Annotated in this window: 2 protein-coding genes; both read right to left on the bottom strand. The window is 75.7% G+C overall.

The window, feature by feature from the left end:
• Position 1 precedes the first annotated feature (1 nt).
• Positions 2-12,472, bottom strand: a complete 12,471-nt coding sequence (locus AB0O19_RS27810; RefSeq protein WP_363623352.1) for an amino acid adenylation domain-containing protein — start codon at positions 12,470-12,472, stop codon at positions 2-4.
• On the bottom strand, positions 12,469-18,813 hold the full coding sequence (locus AB0O19_RS27805; RefSeq protein ID WP_363623350.1) for an amino acid adenylation domain-containing protein: 6,345 nt from the start codon (positions 18,811-18,813) through the stop codon (positions 12,469-12,471). The genes AB0O19_RS27810 and AB0O19_RS27805 overlap by 4 nt, the downstream gene beginning before the upstream one ends.
• Positions 18,814-18,821 lie beyond the last annotated feature (8 nt).

Here is an 18,821-nt window from a genome sequence, read left to right as displayed (position 1 = left end):
CCTACTCCGCCGCCGGCGCCGACTGGCGCGCGGCCTCTCGCTCCAGTTCCTCCAGCAGCGCGTCCTCGACGAGTCGCGCCACCCCCGCCACGGTGGGGTTCTCCAGGAGGCTGCGGAAGGCGATCCGGATGCCGAAGGTCTGCTTGATCCTGGTGATCGCCTGCACGCTGGTCAGGGACTGCCCGCCGAGGGCGAAGAAGCTGTCGTGCGCGCCGACCCGCTCCACGTGCAGGGTCTCGGACCAGATCCCGGCGATCAGCTTCTCGGTCTCGTCGCGCGGCTCCACCCACTCCTCGGCGGCCTCGACGACCGTCTCGGCGGGGTCGGGCAGCGCGGCCCGGTCGATCTTGCCGTGCCGGGTGAGCGGGAAGGACTCCACCTCGACGAAGGCGGCCGGCACCAGGTGGGCCGGGAGCCGCTCGGCGAGGTAGCCGGCGAGCTCGGCGGCGCCGGGGACGCCGCCCGCGGCCGGCCGCAGGTAGGCGACCAGGCGGGCGTGCTCGGCCTCGCCGCGGACCAGGACGACGGACTCGGCGACGCCCGGGTGGGCGTCCAGGGCCGCGGTGATCTCGCCCGGCTCGATCCGGTAGCCGCGCAGCTTGACCTGGTCGTCGAGCCGGCCGAGGAACTCCAGCCGGCCGTCGGACAGCCGGCGGACCCGGTCGCCGGTGCGGTACAGCCGCTCCTTGGGGTCGAACGGCGCGGCCAGGAAGGCCTGTTCGGTCAGGTCGGGGCGGCCCAGGTAGCCGCGGGCGAGGCCGTCGCCGGCCAGGTACAGCTCGCCGGGCGCGCCGACCGGGGCGAGGTTGCGCTCCGGGTCCAGGACGTAGGCCCGGACGTTCTGGACGGGCAGGCCGAGGACGGGCCGGGGGCTGTCGGCGACCCGGCAGACCAGCGCGTCCACGGTGGCCTCGGTGGGCCCGTAGAAGTTGTAGGCGATCAGGTCGGACTGGGCGCGCAGCCGGTCCCACTGGGCCTGGCCGATCGCCTCGCCGCCGAGCGCCGCGCCGCGCAGCGGGTGGCTGCCGGGGGCGAGCAGTCCGGCGTCGTCGAGCTGGCGGAACCAGGACGGGGTGGTCTGCAGGAAGTCGATCCGCTGCTCGGCGCGGTAGGCGACCAGGGCGTGCGCGTCGCGCCGCACCTCGTCGTCGACCAGGTGCAGCTCGTGGCCGGCGACCATCCACAGCACCGGGTTCCAGGAGGCGTCGAAGGACGCGGGCGCCAGGTGGGCGACCCGGACCTGGCGGTCGCCGCAGGCCTCGCGCAGCGGCTCGAAGACCGTCCGCAGGTGGCTGTCGAGCAGGTTCGCCAGGCTGCCGTGCTCGACCAGCACGCCCTTGGGCTTGCCGGTGGAGCCGGAGGTGTGGATGACGTAGGCGGCGTGCTCCGGGGCGAGGTCCGGGTCGGGGGCGGTGGCGGGCCGGGCCGCGATCGCGTCCCGCTCGCGCTCCGGGACGACCAGGGCGACGTCGGCGGGCAGCGCCAGTGTGGTGCTCGCGGCCTCGTCGGCGATCACCACCCGGGGCTTGACGTCCTCGACCAGCAGCCGCAGGCGCTCGGCCGGGGCGGCCGGGTCCAGCGGGGTGTAGACGCCGCCCGCCTTGAGCACCGCGAGCAGCGCGGTGATCAGGCCGGGGCCGCGCCGCAGGCAGACCGCGACCGGCACCTCGGGGCCGACGCCCCGGTCGGCGAGGTGGTGGGCGAGCCGGTTGGCCCGCTCGTCCAGCTCGGCGAAGGTGATCCGCTCGCCGCCGTGGACCAGGGCGACGGCCTGCGGGGTGGCGGCGGCCTGGCGGGCGAACCGCTCGGGCACCAGGGCGTCGGTGGTGAGCGCGGTGGCGGTCTCGTTGTGGCCGGTGAGCAGCCGCTCCCGGTGGGCGGGGGCCAGCGCGCGCAGCTCGGCGAGGGTGCGCTCGGGCTCGGCCGCGATCTCCTCCAGCAGGGCGCGCAGGTCGCCGGTGACCCGGTCGGCGGTGTCGGCGTCGAAGAGCCCGGGGTCGTAGGCGAGCCGGAAGGACAGCTGCTCGCCGGCGAAGACCGCGAGCACCATGGCGTAGCTGGTGGGCTCCTGGGAGCGCACGTCGCGGATCCGGATGCCCTGGTCGGAGCCCAGTTCGCCGTCGAAGGGGTAGTTCTCGACGACCACGTAGCTGTCGAACAGGTCGACCCCGGCGGGCAGCCCGGTCCAGCCGCGGATCTGGGCCAGCGAGACGTACTCGTAGCTGCGGGCCTGGACCTGGTCGCGCTGGAGGTCGCCCAGCCAGTCGAGGACGGGCTGCTCGGGGCGGACCTCGACCCGCACCGGCAGGTTGTTGATGAACAGGCCGATCATCGACTCGACGTCGGGCAGGTCGGCGGGGCGGCCGGAGACGGCCGAGCCGAAGCAGACCTCCCGCTCCCCCGCGTAGCGCGAGAGCGTCAGCGCCCAGGCGCCCTGGGCGAGCGTGTTGGTGGTGAGCCGGTGGCGCCGGGCGACCTCGGCGAGCCGCTCGGTGACCTCGGGCTCCAGCTGGAAGACGCTGGTCGCCTCGCTGCCCTGGCGGGCCGCCTCCTCGCCGGCCCGGTCGGCCGGCAGCGCGGTCGGGGCGGTGAAGCCGTCGAGCAGTTCGCGCCAGTAGCGCTCGGCGTCGGCCAGGTCCTGCTCGCCGAGCCAGGCGACGTAGTCGCGGAACGGGCGGCGGGCGGTCGGGCCGGGCCGGTCGTGGCCGGTGAGCCGGAGGTAGTCGTCGACCACCTCGGAGACCAGTTCGGCGCTGCTCCAGCCGTCCAGGAGCAGGTGGTGCGAGGTCCAGACGACCCGCAGGGCACCGTCCGGCTCGTCGATCAGGGCCAGGCGCATCAGCGGCGCCACGGCCAGGTCGATGCCGCGGGTGCGGTCCTCGGCGAGGTACGCGGCGAACCGCTGCTCGCGCTCGGCCGCCGGCAGGGCGCTCCAGTCCAGCCGCTCGACGGGCACGGTGACGTGCTCGCGGACCACCTGGAGCGGCTGATCGGTGTCGACCCGGGCGAAGGCGGTGCGCAGCATCGGGGTCCGGTCGGCGAGGCGCTGCCAGGCCTCGGCGAAGGCGTCCGCGTCCACGCCGCCCTCCAGCAGGAAGGACAGCTGGCCGAGGTAGACGCCCTCGCCCTCCTCGGTGAGGCTGTGGAACAGCAGGCCGTGCTGCATCGGCGTGGCCGGGTAGAGGTCGGCGATCCGGCCCAGGGCGGTCAGCTCGTCCAGCAGCGGCTGGTCGACCCGGGCGAGCGGGAAGTCCGAGGGGGTGGCCCCGGAGGCGGCGGCGCCGGCCTCGCGGCAGTGCGCGACGATCCCGCGCAGGGCCTCGACCAGCTGGTCGCCGACCCGCTGGACGGTCTCGGTGGTGTGGGTCGCGGTGGAGTGGAACAGCTCGAAGCCGAGCTTGCCGTCGCGCACGTACGCCACGATGTCGAGCGGGTACTCCAGCAGTTCCCCGGGCGCCTGCTCGGTGCCGTAGCCGAGCCGCACGTCGTGCAGCAGGCCGCCGTCGTGGCCGTCGACGACCCGGCCGAGGTAGTTGAAGCCGACCTGGGCGCGGGGGCCTTCGGCCAGCAGCTCGCCGGGCGCCCCGGCCGGGCTGAGGTGGCGCAGCGCGCCGTAGCCGATGCCGCGCTGGGGGACGGCCCGCAGTTGCTCCTTGACGGAGCGGAGCCGGGCGCCCCAGTCGGCGCCGTCGGCGGTGTCCAGGGCGACCGGGAAGGAGGTGGTGAACCAGCCGGTGGTGCGGCTCAGGTCGACGTCGTCGAAGATCTCCTCGCGGCCGTGGCCCTCCAGGTCCACCAGGACGGCGGAGCGGCCGGTCCAGTCGGCGAGCACCCGGGCGAGCGCGGTCAGCAGCACGTCGTTGACCTGGGTGCGGTAGACCGCGGGGACCTCGCGCAGCAGCGCGTCGGTGCTCTCCGCGTCCAGGCCGACCCGGACGGCGGCGGCGGTGGCGACGGTCGGGGTGCCGGTGAGGTCGGCGGGCAGCGGCTCGCCGCCGGCGCGGCCGGCCGCGAACCAGTGGTCCAGCTCCTCGTCGAAGCCGCCGACCGCGGTGTGCTCGGAGAGCCGGCGGGACCAGTCGAGGAAGGAGGTGCCGCGCGAGCCGAGGTCGACCGGCCGGCCCTCGGCGGCCTGCCGGTAGGCCGTCTCCAGGTCGCCGAGCAGGGTCTGCCAGGAGACCGCGTCGACCACCAGGTGGTGGGCGGTGAGGAAGAGCCGGGCGCCGGCGGTGCCGCCGAGGTCGGCCAGCACGGCCCGCACCAGCGGGCCATCGGCCAGGTCGAAGCCGGACTGGGCGGCGGTGGCGGCGGCCAGCAGCGCGCCCTCCGGGTCGGCCTCCAGGGTGAGGTCCAGCCGCTCCAGCGGCCAGCCGTCGCCGGGGGCGGCGATCTCCTGCTGCCAGCGGCCGTAGACGGTGCGGAAGCGGGTGCGCAGGGCGTCGTGGTGGGTGAGGAGCGCGTCGAGCGCGGTGCGCAGGTGCGCCTCGTCGGGGAGTTCGCGCAGCTCGGCCAGCACGGACATGGTGCTGTGCTGGGGGGCCTCGGTGTGGTGGTGGAAGAAGGCGCGCTGGATCGGGGTCAGCGGCGCCCTTCCGGTGACGGGTTCGGTGTTCACGCCGGCCGGCTCCTCGGGTTCGTGGGTCGAGATCGCGGCGGCGATCCCGGCGATGGTCTGGTGGCTGAAGATGTCCTGCGAGCTGAGGCGCAGTCCCAACTGCCGCGCCCGGGAGACGACCTGGATGCTCAGGATCGAGTCACCGCCCAGGTCGAAGAAGTTGTCGTCGACGCCGACCTCGGGCACCCGGAAGACCTCCGCCCAGAGCCCGGCGAGCGCCTGCTCGGCGGGGTTGCGGGGGGCCGTCCTGCTGGTGACCGGGCGGTCGTCGGCGGCCGCGGCCGGCAGCGCCCGCCGGTCCACCTTGCCGTTGGCGTTCAGCGGCAGCCGGTCCAGCCGGACGAAGGCCTGCGGCACCATGTGGCGGGGCAGCGAGCCCTCCAGGTAGCGGCGCAGCTCGGCGCTCTCGGGAGCGGTGCCGGGCCGGGGCACGACGTACCCGGTCAGGACGGCGCCCGGCTCGGAGCGCAGCGCCGCGACGGCCTCCAGGACGTCGGGGTGGCGGCGCAGGACGGCCTCGATCTCGGCGAGTTCCACCCGGAACCCGCGGATCTTGACCTGGTCGTCGCCGCGGCCGAGGAACTCGACGTCGCCGGTGGGCAGGAAGCGGGCCTGGTCGCCGGTGCGGTAGAGCCGGCCGTCGGGGTGGGGCGTGAACGGGTCGGTGGAGAAGCGCTCCTCGGTGAGGTCGGGGCGGCCCAGGTAGCCCCGGGTGACGCCGGTGCCGCCGAGGAAGAGCTCGCCGACGACGCCGACCGGCAGCGGCTCCAGGTCCGCGTCCAGGACGTACATCCGGGTGCCCGGGATGGGCCGGCCGATCGGCACGGACGCGACGTCCGGCAGGCTCTGCGGGGTGACGGTGAAGTACGAGGACTCGACGGTGGCCTCGGTGACGCCGTAGGAGTTGAGCACGACGGTGCCGGGGGCGACGCTCTTCAGCAGCCGCCGGCAGTCGTCGGTGCGCCAGTTGTCCGAGCCGACGGCCAGGTAGCGCAGCGGCGGGAAGGCCCGGCCGCTGCGGGCGGCCTCGTCGGCCAGCGCGTTGGCCAGCGAGGGCACCGTCTCGACGTGGGTGACGCGCTGGCGCTCCATCAGGTCGAGCAGGCGCACCGGGTCGGTGGTGGCGTCCTTCGGGCAGAGCACCAGGGCGCCGCCGGTGGTCAGCGCGTGCGTCAGGTCGGAGACGAAGACGTCGAAGGCCATGCTGGCGAGGTTGAGCTGGCGGACGGGGCCGCGGTCGAGCCGGTAGGCCTCGCGCCAGGCGGCGGCGGCCCGGGCGACGCTGCGGTGCTCGACCGTGACGCCCTTGGGCTTGCCGGTGGAGCCGGAGGTGTAGATGACGTAGGCGAGGTTGTCCGGGGTCACCTCGGTGCTGGGCGCCTCGGCAGGCCAGCTGTCGATCTCCTCGCGGTCGGCGTCCAGGCAGAGCACGGTCGCGTCGCACAGCGGGAGCCGCTCGGCGAGGTCCCGCTGGGTGACGAGCATCGCGGCGGCGCTGTCGTCCAGCACCAGGCGCAGCCGCTCGGCGGGGTGGGTGGGGTCCAGCGGCAGGTAGGCGGCGCCGGCCTTGAGGACGCCGAGGGCGGCGATGACGGTGTCCGGGCCTCGGTCCAGGCAGATGGCGACGACGGTCTCCGGGCCGATGCCCTGGCCGACGAGGTGCTGGGCCAGCCGGTTGGCCCGGGCTTCCAGGTCCGCGTAGGTCAGCACGGTCTCCTCGAAGACCACCGCCTCGGCGTCCGGGGTCTGCTGCGCCTGCTCGGCGATCAGCTCGTGCAGGCAGGCGTCGGCGCCCGGGGTGCCGGTGTCGTTCCACTCGTACAGGACGCGGTCGCGGGCGCGCAGCGACAGCATCGGGACGTCGCCGACCCGCTGGCCGGGGGCGGTGGGCATGCTGCCGAGCAGGACGGCGAGCTGGTCGGCCAGCACCTCGGCCTGGGCGCGGTCGTAGAGCGCCGGGTCGTAGGAGAGCAGCAGGGTCAGCGAGCCGTCGTCGTCGTAGGCGGTGAGGTCCAGCGTGAAGCTGGTGGTGTCGACGGCGCGGACGTCGCTGAGCCGCAGTCCGTGGCGTTCGGCGGCGGCCCCGTTGCCCGGGTAGTTCTCGAACACCACCAGGGTCTGGAACAGCGCGCTGCCGCGCGGGACCTTGCTGCTGCGCTGGATCTCGGCGATCGAGGAGTACTCGAAGCGCCGGGATTCGGCCTGCTCGGCCTGGAGGGCCGCCAGCCACTCCACCAGCGGGGCGTCCTGGTCGACCTCGGTGCGCAGCGGCAGGGTGTTGAGCAGGTTGCCGACCATGGTGTCGGCGCCGGGCAGCTCGGTCGGGCGGCCGGCCACGGTGGTGCCGAAGCAGACGTCGCGCTGCCCGGAGTGGCGGGCCAGCAGGATCGCCCAGGCGCCCTGGACGGCGGTGTTGAGGGTGAGCCGGTGGCGGCGGACCATCGCGACCAGCGCGTCGGTCTCGGCGCCGGACAGGCCCACCCGGACCTGCCCGGCGGACTGGGACTCGTGGCCCTGGGGCACCGAGCGGCCGAAGGGCAGCTGGGTCGGCGCGTCCAGGTCGCCCAGCAGGGCGCTCCAGTGGGCGGCGGCCGCGTCCTTGTCCTGCCGGGCCAGCCAGGCGACGTAGTCGCGGAACGGCCGGCGCTCGGGCAGCGCCGGGGCCTTGCCCCTGCCGTCGGTGAGCGCCTGGTAGGCGGCGAAGAGGTCGGCGAACAGGTGCGAGGTGCTCCAGCCGTCCAGGACGGCGTGGTGGAAGGTCCACACGACGCGGACGGTCCGCTCGTCCTCGCGGGCGAGGGCGAGGCGCATCAGCGGCGCCCGGGACAGCTCGATCCCGGTGGCGCGCTCCTCGTCGATCAGCGCCTTGAGCCGGCGGTCCAGTTCGGCGGCGGGCAGGCCGGTCCAGTCGAGGCGGCGGACCGTCAGCCGGGCGGAGCGCTCGACCACCTGGACGGGCTCGGGGACGCCGTCCCAGACCAGCCGGGTGCGCAGCGCGGGGGTGCGGTCGACCACGTGCTGCCAGGCGGCGGCCAGCGCGTCGACGTCGCGGACGCCCTCCAGCCGGAAGGCGACGTGGTCGGAGTAGGCGCCGACGCCGTCCTGGTTGAGGGTGTGGAAGAGCATCCCGCTCTGCATCGGGGTCAGCGGGTGGATGTCCTCGACGGTGGAGCCGGCCGGCACCAGCCGGTCGACGGTCGCCTGGTCGAGGGTGAGCAGCGGGAAGTCGCCGGGGGTGGCGCCGCCGGCGCCGGGGGTCAGGCAGTGCTCGACGAGTTCGGTCAGGGCCGCCGCGAAGTCGTCGGCGAGCCGCTGCACGGTGGCCTGGTCGTGGCGCTGCGGCGCGTAGTGGAAGTCGAAGGTCAGCACGCCGTGCCGGACCTCGCCGACGATGTCCAGCAGGTGCGGCCGCTCCTCGTCCGGGTGGTGGTCCAGGCCGTAGTCGGGTTCGACGGCGCGGAACAGCTCGCTCCCGGCCGCGGCGTCGCTCCACTGGCCGAGGTAGTTGAAGCTGACCTGGGGCTGCGGCGCCGCGGCCAGGGCGGCGGCCTGCGGCTGGTCGCCGCGCAGGTAGCGCAGCGGGCCGTAGCCGGCGCCGCGGCCGGGCACGGCCCGCAGTAGTTCCTTGGTGTCGCGGATGAGCCGGCCGAGCGGGCGGTCGGCCGGGGACTCCAGCAGCACCGGGAAGATCGAGGTGAACCAGCCGACCGTCCGGGAGACGTCGGTGCCGTCCAGGATCTCCTCGCGGCCGTGGCCCTCCAGGGTGATCAGGGTGCGGGCCCGGCCGGTGAAGCGGGCGAGCGCGCGGCCGAGCGCGGTCAGCAGGACGTCGTTGACCTGGGTGCGGTAGACGGCGGGCACGTCCTGGAGCAGTTGCCGGGTGCGCTCGGCGTCGAGGCCGGCGCTGACGGCGCGGGTGTCGCCGACGCTGTTGCGGCCCTCCCGGTCGGTGGGCAGGTCGGCGGAGCCGGCCGGCACCGGGCGGGCCCAGTGCGCCAGCTCGTCGTCCAGGCCGCCGTCCCGGGTGAAGGCGGCGAGGCGGCGCGCCCAGCCGCGGTACGAGGTGCCGGCCGGGCCGAGGTCGACGTCCTCGCCGCGAACGGCCTGCCGGTAGGCGCTCTCCAGGTCCTCCAGGAGGATCCGCCAGGAGACGCCGTCCACGGCCAGGTGGTGCACGGTGAGCAGCAGCCGCGCGGGCTCGCCGACGCCGTGGTCGAACAGCAGGGTGCGCACCAGCGGCCCTTCGGCCGGGTCCAGCGAGGCCTGCGCGGCCTCGGCGAGGGTGCGCATGGCGGCGGCGCGCTCCCCGGGGGCGGCCTGGTCGAGGGTGATCCGCTCGATCCGGGCCTCGGCCGGCACGGCGTCGGCGTCCGGCGCGCTGACGGTCTGGACCCGCCGGCCGTCGGGGCCGGTGGCGAAGCGGGTGCGCAGGGCCTCGTGCCGGCGGACGAGGCCGGCCAGGGCGCGGGCCAGCGCGGGCTCGTCGACCGCGCCGTCCAGGGTGATCAGCACGGACTGGTTGAAGTGGTGGGCGCCGCGGGTGTGGTGGGCGAAGAACCACTCCTGGACGGGGCCGAGCGGGGCCGGCTCGTGGTCGTCCGCGTCGGCCTGGACGACCGGGGCCTCCTCCACCGGGCGGGCGGCGCGGGCGAGGTCGGCGAGCGACTGCCGGGAGAAGATGTCCTTCGAGGTGATGACGAGTCCGGCCCGGCGGGCCCGGGCGACCACCTGGATGCTCAGGATGGAGTCGCCGCCGAGTTCGAAGAAGTTGTCGTCGACGCCGACCTTGCCGATGCCGAGCACCTCCGACCAGACCTCGGCGAGCGCCTGCTCGGCCGGGTCCTCGGGGGCCCGGTAGTCCTCCCGCTCCAGGGGGGCGTCCGGCGCCGGCAGGGCCCGGACGTCGACCTTGCCGTTGGGGGTGAGCGGGAAGGCGTCGAGGGTGGCGAAGGCGGTCGGAACGCTGTAGGAGGGCAGCCGCTGCTCGGCGAAGGCCCGCAGGTCCTGCGGCGCGATGACGGCGCCGGGCTCGGCGCGCAGGTAGCCGACCAGCCGCTTGTGGTCGCCGTCCGCGAGGGCGACCACCAGGGCCTCGGCCACCGCGGGGTGGGCCTCCAGGACGGCTTCGACCTCGCCGGGCTCGATCCGGTAGCCGCGGACCTTGACCTGGGTGTCGGCGCGGCCGAGGTACTCGACCAGGCCGTCGGCCCAGCGCACCACGTCCCCGGTGCGGTACATCCGCTCGCCGGGCTCCGCCGCGAACGGCGAGGGCTGGAAGCGCTCCTCGGTCAGCTCCGGGCGGCCCAGGTAGCCGCGGGCGACGCCGGGGCCGGCGATCCAGAGCTCGCCGGGCGTGCCGGGCGGGACGGGGCGGCGGCGCTCGTCGAGGACGTACACCGCCGTGTTGGAGATCGGGCGTCCGATCGGGATGGCGCGCACGCCGTCGGTCTCGCGGATCAGGTGGGAGACGGCGAAGGTGGTGGTCTCGGTCGGGCCGTAGCCGTTGACCAGCCGCTGCGGCGGGGCGCCGCCGGCCAGCAGTTCGGCGATCCGGCGCGGGTTGAGCGCCTCGCCGCCGACCAGCAGGTGGCGCATGCCGCCGAAGGCGGTGGGCTCCAGGCCGACGACCTGGTTGAAGACGCCGGCGGTGAGGAACATCGCGGTGGCGCCGGTCGAGCGCAGTGCGGCCGCGAAGGCCGGCGGGTCGAGCAGGACGTCCTTGGTGATGACGGCGATCCGCGCCCCGGCCACCAGCGGGCCCCAGAACTCGAAGGTCGCCGCGTCGAAGGTGGCGTCGGCGACCTGAGCCACCACGTCGTCGGCCGCCAGCGGGGCGTAGTCGGCGCCGCGGACCAGCCGGACGATGGAGCGGTGCTCGACCACGACGCCCTTGGGTCGGCCGGTGGAGCCGGAGGTGTAGATGACGTAGGCGGCGCTCCGCGGCCCCGCGTCGGTGGCCGGCGGACCGGCCGGGAGGGCGGCCAGCTCGGCGGTGCGCTCGGCGGGCAGCAGGGCCGGGACGGCCAGGTCGGGCAGCCGTTCGAGCAGCTCCCGGTCGGTGACGCAGAGCGCGACCCCGGTGTCCGCGAGCATGAACTCCAGCCGGTCGGCCGGGTAGTCCGGGTCCAGCGGCACGTAGGCGCAGCCGGCCTTGAGCACGGCCAGCAGGGCGACGACCAGGCCGGTGCCGCGGGGCAGGCAGACCGCGACGTGCTGGCCGGGGCGGGCGCCGTGGTCGAGCAGCAGCCGGGCCAACCGGTCTGCTTGCTCGTCGAGTTGACGGTAGGTCAGCTCGCCTTCGGCGGCGGTGACGGCGATGGCGTCGGGGGTGGCCGCGGCCTGCTCGGCGACCAGCGAGTGGACGGTCCGGTCGGCCGGGTAGGGCACCCGGTTCTCGGCCCAGTCGCGGGTGACGGTGTCGAGTTCGGCGGCGGTGAGCAGCGGCAGGTCGCCGACCGGGCGGTCCGCGTCGGCGGCGACGCCCGCCAGCAGGAGCAGCAGCCGGGTGCAGAGCGCGTCGATGGTCGAGGCGTCGAACAGGTCGGTGTTGTACTCCACCGTCCCGCCCAGCGTGCCGTCGGCGGCCGGGGTGAACTCCAGCGTCAGGTCGAAGATGGAGGACACCGAGGGCGCGCGGAACTCCTCGACGGCCGGGCCGCCGAAGTCGGGCAGGGCGCCGGGGTCGTTCTGGAGCACGAGGGCGGCCTGCACCAGCGGGGTGCGGCTCGGGTCGCGCTCGGGCTGGATCTCGTCCACCAGGCGGTGGAAGGGGACGTCCTGGTTGCTGAGGGCGTCCCAGAGCTGGTCGGTGGTGCGCTCCAGCAGGTCGCCGAAGGCCTCGTCCAGGTCGATCCGGCCGTGCAGGACCAGGGTGTTGACGAAGAAGCCGACCAGCGGCTCCAGTTCGGTGCGGTCGCGGCCCACCGACACGGTGCCCAGGCCCACGGTGCGCTGGCCGGTGTGCCGGGCCAGCAGCACCTGGGTGGCGGCGGCGAGCACGGCGAAGAGCGTGGTGCCGCGTTCGGCGCCGAGCGTGTCGAGCCCGGCGGCGACCTCGGCGTCGACCTGGAAGGCGTGCAGGGCGCCGACGGTGGTGCGCACCGCCGGGCGGGGCCGGTCGGTGGGCAGCTCCAGCGGCTGGATGTCCGCCAACTCGTCGCGCCAGTAGTCCAGTTGCCCGGACAGGCGGTCTTCGGTGCAGCGCTCGCGCTGCCAGCGGGAGTAGTCGCGATAGCTGACCGGCAGCGGGGCGAGGGTGTGCGGGCGGCCCTCGACGGCGGCCCGGTAGAGCTCGCCGAGCTCGCCGGTCAGCAGGCCCTTGGACCAGCCGTCGGCGGCGATGTGGTGCAGGTTGAGGAAGAGCGCGTGGTCGTCCGGGCCGTGCCGCACGACCGTGGAGCGCAGCAGCGGGCCGCTGGCGAGGTCGAAGGGGGTGGCGAGTTCGCGGCGCAGCAGCGCGGCGAACTCGGCCTCCCGCTCCTCGGCGCCCAGCGCGCTCAGGTCCACCGGCTCGGCGTCCGGGGCGTAGGCGGGCCGGACCTCCTGGCGGGCCACGCCGTCCTCGGTGGTGAAGACGGTGCGCAGCGGCTCGTGCCGCTCGACCAGGCCGGTCAGCGCGGTGCGCAGCGCGGCCAGGTCGAGGCCGCCGCGCAGCCGGAGGCCGAAGGAGGTGGTGTACTCGACCGCGTCGGTCTCGAACTCCTGGAGGAACCAGAGCCGTTCCTGGCCGAAGGAGAGCGGGGCCGGGCCGTCGCCGCCGGGCCGGATCGCGTCGCGGTCGCCGCCGCCGGCGGCCGCCAGTCGCTGCCGCAGGATCTCGTCGGCGTCCTGGCCCTCGCTGTGTCGCTGGTCTGTCATCGGTTGCTCCCCCGCGCGCCACCGCGCGTCGTCGTCCGGTCCGCCGGTGTCCGGCGCACGTCTTCGAGTACTTGCTTGCGGACCTGGTCCGCGAGGGCCGCCACGGTGCGGGCGGCGAACACGTGCCGGGCCGAGACCCCGACGCCGAACACCTCCCGGATCCGGGCGGTGACCTGGAGGGTGAGCACCGAGTTGGCGCCGTGGTCGAAGACGTTGTCCTCGGCTCCCACGACGGGCACGCCCAGCACCTCGGCCCAGATCCCGGCCAGCGCCGCCTCGGTCTCGTCCCGGGGCGCGGTGGGCTCGGCGGCCGGCCGCTGCTCCTCCGGCTCCGGCAGGGCCCGCCGGTCGATCTTGCCGCTCGTGGTCATCGGGAACGCGTCCAGGACGATGACGACCGGCGGGACCATGTAGCCGGGCAGCCGCTCGGCGAGCCGGGCCCGGATCTTCTCCGGGTCGGCGGTGCCGTCCGCGGGCACCACGTAGCCGGTCAGCACGGTCTGCCCGGACGGCCTGGTCCGGGCGACCACCGCGGTCTGCTCGACGCTCTCGTCGTCGAGCAGCGCGGTCTCGATCTCGCCCAGCTCGATCCGGTAGCCGCGCACCTTGACCTGGTTGTCGATCCGCCCGAGGAATTCGAGCGTGCCGTCGGGCAGCCAGCGGACCAGGTCGCCGGTGCGGTAGAGCCTCGCGCCGGCGGTGGCGGCGAGGTGGTCCGGGACGAACCGCTCCTCGGTGAGCTCCGGGCGGCCCAGGTAGCCGCGGGCCACCCCGGCGCCGCCGACGTACAGTTCGCCGGGCACGCCCACCGGGACGGGCTCGCGGTGCTCGTCGAGCACGTAGCCGGTGGTGTTGGCGATGGGCCGGCCGATCGAGGGCAGCCGCCCGACCGGGGCGTCCTCCTCCGCCTCCAGCACCGTGCCGGTGGTGAGCACGGTGGTCTCGGTCGGGCCGTACAGGTTGGACAGCGCCATCGTCGAGCCGCGCGGCAGCCGGCGGCGCACCACGTCGGCGCCGGTGAGGATGTGCCGCACCCGGCCCTGGTGCAGTGCGGGCTGGTCGAGCAGGGCCTCCAGGCGCGGCGCCGGGATGAGGATGAGGGTGATCCCCTGCTCGACGATCCAGCCGGCGAGCAGGTGCGGGTCCTCCAGGACGCGGTCGGAGGCGAAGCGGACCTCCACGCCGCAGGCGAGGGCGCCCCACTGCTCCAGCACCGTCGGGTCGAAGCCGGGCGGCACCATCTGGGTGGCCCGGTCGCCGGGCCCGGCGTCGAAGAAGTCCCGGTACCAGTCGCACAGGTTGACCACGCCGCGGTGCTCGATCAGCACGCCCTTGGCCTTGCCGGTGGAGCCCGAGGTGTAGATCACGTACGCGAGGTCGGACGGGCCGACGGCGACCTCGGGCGGCCCGTCGTGCGTGCCGGGCCCGGTGTCCTCGACGTACAGCACCTCGACGCCGTCCGGCGCCTCGGGCCCGGGCAGGTCGCGCTGGGTGAGGAGCACCGGCACCCCGGCGTCCTGGAGCACGTAGACCGTCCGGTCGTCGGGCAGTTCGGGGTCGAGCGGCAGGTAGGCGCCGCCGGCCTTGAGCACGGCGAGCTGGGCGATCGTCATCTCGGCGGCGCGCCGGGTGCGGACGCCGACGACGGTGCCCGGGCCGACGCCGCGGTCGGCCAGCCGGTGGGCCAGCGCGTCCGTCAGCGCGTCGAGTTCGGCGAAGGTCAGGCTGCGGTCCTCGGTGGTGACGGCCGCGGCGTCCGGGGTGCGCCGGGCCTGGTCGGCGACCAGCCCGTGGATGGTCGCCGTGTGGAACCGGGCGCCGGTCGCGGTGGCGTTCCAGCCGGTGGTGACCAGCCGGCGTTCCTGCTCGTCCATCAGCGGCAGCTCGTCGACCAGGCGGTCCGGGTCGGCCGCCGCCATGCCCTCCAGCAGCACGGTGAGGTGGCGGGCGATCCGGGCGACGGTCTCCGGGTCGAAGAGCGCCGTGCTGTACTCGACCAGGCCGCCGAGCCGCCCGTCGCGCTCCTCGAACTCGAAGCCGATGTCGAACAGCGCGTGCATCCGCGGCAGGGCGCTCTCCTCGACCCGCAGGCCGTCCGGGCCGGGCAGCGCGTCCTGGGCCCGCTTGAGCATCAGCGCGGCCTGGATCAGCGGGGTGCGGCTGGGGTCGCGGTCCGGCTTGAGCTCGTCGATCAGCCGGTCGTACGGCAGGTGCTGGTGGGTGAAGGCCTCCAGCACGCCCTGCCGGACGTCGGCCAGGAAGGCCCCGACGGTCGTGTCGGGGGTGGTCCGGGCGCGCAGCACCAGCGTGTTGACGAAGAAGCCGAGCACGTCCTCCAGTTCGCTGTGCTCGCGGCCGGAGACGATGGTGCCGACGGCGACGTCGCGCTGGCGCGCGTACCGGGACAGCAGCAGCTGGACGCCCGCCGTGAGGACGGTGAACAGGGTGACGCCCTCCCGGCGGCAGAGCCGGGTGAGGGCGGCCACCAGCTCGGGGCTCAGCTCGAAGGAGTGGGCGGCGCCCCGGGTGGCGCGGGTGGCGGGCCGGGGCCGGTCGGTCGGCAGCTCCAGCGGCACCACGCCGTCCAGCCGGCGCTTCCAGTAGGCGAGGTCGGCGGCCTCCCGCGCGCCCCGTTCGCCGTGCTGGTGCACGGCGAAGTCGGCGTACTGAAGGGGCAGTTCGCTCAGTGCGGCGGGCCGGCCGGTGGCCTCCTGGCCGAGCAGGGCGACGAGCTCGCGGGCCATCACCTCCTTGGACCAGCCGTCGGTGACGACGTGGTGCATGTCGAGGACGAGCAGGTGCTCGGCGTCGGCCAGCCGGATCAGCCAGGGGCGCAGCAGCGGGCCGCCGCGCAGGTCGAAGGAGCGGCTCAGCTCGGTGCGCAGCAGCTGGTCGAGGTCGTCGACGCGCCCCTCGGCAGCGAGGTCGGTGAAGCGCACCGGCCGGTGGGCGGGGGCATGGACGACCTGCACGCCCTGGCCGCCCTCGGTGGCGAAGGTGGTGCGCAGCGCCTCGTGCCGGGCCACCAGCGCGTCGACGGCGCGCCCGAGGGCGTCCCGGTCGAGCGGCCCGGTCAGCCGCAGGCCGAGCGGCGAGTTGTACTCGGTGCCCTGGGACTCGTAGTCGTACAGGAACCAGAGCCGCTGCTGGCCGTAGGAGAGCGGCAGCGGCCGGTCGCGGTCGACCGGCACCAGCCCGGCCCGGCGGGCGGGCTCGCTGCCCAGCCGGCCGGCCAGCCCGGCGACGGTGGGCGACTCGAACAGGGTGCGGATCGGCACCTCGACGTCCAGCACCGAGCGGATGCGCCCGATCAGCCGGGTGGCGAGCAGGGAGTGGCCGCCGAGGTCGAAGAAGCTGTCGTCGACGCCGATCGAGGCGACGCCGAGCACCTCGCAGAACAGGTCGCAGAGCTGCTCCTCGCGGGCGCTGCGCGGCCCGTGCCCGCTGCCGGTCGCGGCGGTGCCCGGGTCCGGGAGCGCGGCCCGGTCGGTCTTGCCGTTGGGGGTCAGCGGGATCCCGGGGATCGGCACCACCACGGCCGGGACCATGTAGCCGGGCAGCGTGGCGGCGGCGTGCGCGCGCAGTTCGGCCGGGTCGGCGCCGCCCTCGCCGGACGGCACCACGTAGGAGACCAGCCGGGTGTCGCCGGCCGCGTACTCGCGGGCGACGGTGACGGCGCGGGCCACCGCGGGGTGCTGCTCCAGGACGGCGTCGATCTCGCCGGGCTCGATCCGGAAGCCGCGGACCTTCAGCTGGAAGTCGGCGCGGCCGACGTACTCCAGGTTGCCGTCGGCGGCCCAGCGGACGATGTCGCCGGTGCGGTACATGCGCTCGCCCTCGGCGCCGTACGGGTCGGGCAGGAAGCGGTCCCGGGTGAGGTCCTCGCGGTGCAGGTAGCCGGTGCCGACGCCGTCCCCGGCGATGTACAGCTCGCCGGCGGCGCCGATCGGCACCAGGCGCAGCGCCTCGTCGAGGACCCGGACCCGGGTGTTGCCGATCGGCCGGCCGATGGTCGGCGCGCCGGGGCGGTCGTCCAGGCGGGCGGCGGTGGACCAGATGGTGGTCTCGGTGGGCCCGTACAGGTTGGTGACCTCGCTGCCGAGCGCGCGCATCCGCTCGGCGAGGGCGGCCGGCAGGGCCTCCCCGCCGACCAGCATCCGCAGGCCGCGCAGCGCCTGCGGGACTTCGTCGCACAGGGCCTGCCAGAGGCTGGGGGTGGCCTGCATGATCGTGGTGCCGGTGCGGCCGACCAGGGCGCCCAGCCCGGCGGGGTCGGTGACGGTCGCGCGGTCGGCGAGGACCACGGTGGCGCCGCCGACCAGCGGCAGGTAGAGCTCCAGGGCGGCGATGTCGAAGGCGATCGTGGTGACGGAGGTCCAGACGTCCTCGGCCGCGAGCGGGAAGAGGTCGGCCATCGAGACCAGGAAGTTGGTCAGCGCGTGGCGGCTGATGACGACGCCCTTGGGCCGGCCGGTGGAGCCGGAGGTGTAGATGACGTAGGCCGGGTCGGCGGCGGTCGCGGCGGGGCCCTGCGGCCCGGCGGGCTCCGTCGCCAGCCTGGCGCGCACCTGCTCGTCGTCCAGCAGCACCCGGTGGGCGGCGGTGGCGGGCAGCCGCCCGGCCGTCGCGCTGTCGGTGACCAGCGCCGAGGGGGCGGCGTGGTCGAGGATGTAGCCGATCCGGTCGGCCGGGTAGTCGGGGTCGAGCGGCACGTAGGCGGCGCCGGTGCGGGCCACCGCGAGCAGGGCGACGACGAGGTCGGCGGAGCGCGGCAGCGCCAGGGCGACGAGCCGGCCCGGGGCGGCGCCGTGGCGGCGCAGCTCGCCGGCCAGCCGCTCGGCCCGGTCGTCGAGTTCGGCGTAGCTGAGCACGGTGTCGCCGGCGATCAGGGCGGTCCGCGCGGGCTGGGCGGCGGCCCGGGCCCGGAACAGCGCGGAGACGTCGGCGTCGGGCACCGGCCGGTCGGTGGCGTTCCACGCGGTCAGCAGGGCGTGCCGCTCGGCCGGGTCCAGCACCTCGTAGCCGTCCGGGTCGGCGTCCGGCGCGGCGACGGCGGCGGCCAGCAGGCGCGGCAGCGCGTCGGCGAGCCGCCGGACGGTCGCCGGGTCGAACAGCTCGGTGCTGAAGGTCGCGGCCAGCCGCAGCCCGGAGCCGTCGGGCGCGCTGCGGAAGCGCAGCTGGAGGTCGAACGGAGAGTGCTGGCGCGGCAGTTGGGCCACCTGGGCGTCGAGCGGGCCGAAGCCGAGCCGGGCGGGCAGGTCCTCGGCGAGGTCGAAGGCCACCTGGGCCAGCGGGTGGCGGTTGAGCGCGCGCTCGGGCCGCAGCTCGCCGACCACGGTCTCGAACGGGACGCCACCGTGGCGCCGGGCCGTGGCGGCGACCGCCGCGCAGTCGCCGACCAGCTCGCGGAAGGAGGCGCCGGGGCGGCGGACGACCCGCAGCACCACCGGGTTGGCCAGCGGGCCGACCACGGCGGCGCGCCGCCCGCCGTCGCGGCCGGGCAGGCTGCCGATCAGCGGGACGTCGGCGCCGGCGCCGAAGCGGCCGAGCAGCGCCACGACGGCAGCGTGCAGCACCGCCTCGACGCCTGCGCCGCAGTCGGCGGCCAGGTCGGCGAGGGCCGCGGTCAGCGGGCCGTCCAGCTCGTTGCGGTACTCGTCGGCGGCGTAGCGGGTGACGGCCGGGCGCGGCCGGTCGACGGGCAGGTCGAGCTGCGCCGGCGCGCCGTCCAAAGTGGCGCGCCAGTGGGCGAGTTCGGCCGCCGCGTACTCGGTGGGCCGCTCGGGGGCGCCGTTCAGCTCCCGGTCGGCGGCGGCGGCCGCGGCGTACTGCGGGGCGGGCTCGGGCGCGCCGGGGGCGGCCGGGTCGGTGGCCGCCGCGTACGCCCGGGCCAGGTCGTCGACGATCACGGCGAGCGAGCGCTCGTCAGCCGCGATCTCGTGCACCGTCAGGACCAGCACGTGGGCGTCCGGCCCGGTGGCGAGCAGCCGGGCCCGCAGCGGGGGCTCCCGGGTGAGGTCCAGGCCCTGGCCGGCCGCCCGGGTCAGCGCCTCGTCGAGCTCGTCGGGGGCGACCGGCTCGGGCCGCAGCCCGGCGAACGCCCCGCCGTCGGGGGCGGGTTCGGGGCGGCAGCGGCCCTCGGCCTCGCGGTGCACGGTGCCCAGCAGCGGATGCCGCCGGACCAGGGCGTCCAGCGCGGCGCGCAGCTGCTCCGGACCCAGGCCGCCGGCCAGCCGCAGCGCCACCGTGTGGGTGTGGCCGGCGGCGCCCTCCTGGAAGCGGTTCAGGAACCACAGGCGCTGCTGCGCCGGCGACAGGACACTGTCGTTGGTGATCGTCACGTTCGCTC

Origin of the sequence: Kitasatospora sp. NPDC091276, assembly GCF_040684355.1 — a bacterium.
Taxonomy (GTDB): Bacteria; Actinomycetota; Actinomycetes; order Streptomycetales; family Streptomycetaceae; genus Kitasatospora.
The sequence above is the reverse complement of the archived record's forward strand: the minus strand, read 5'-3'. Positions and strand labels throughout refer to the sequence as shown.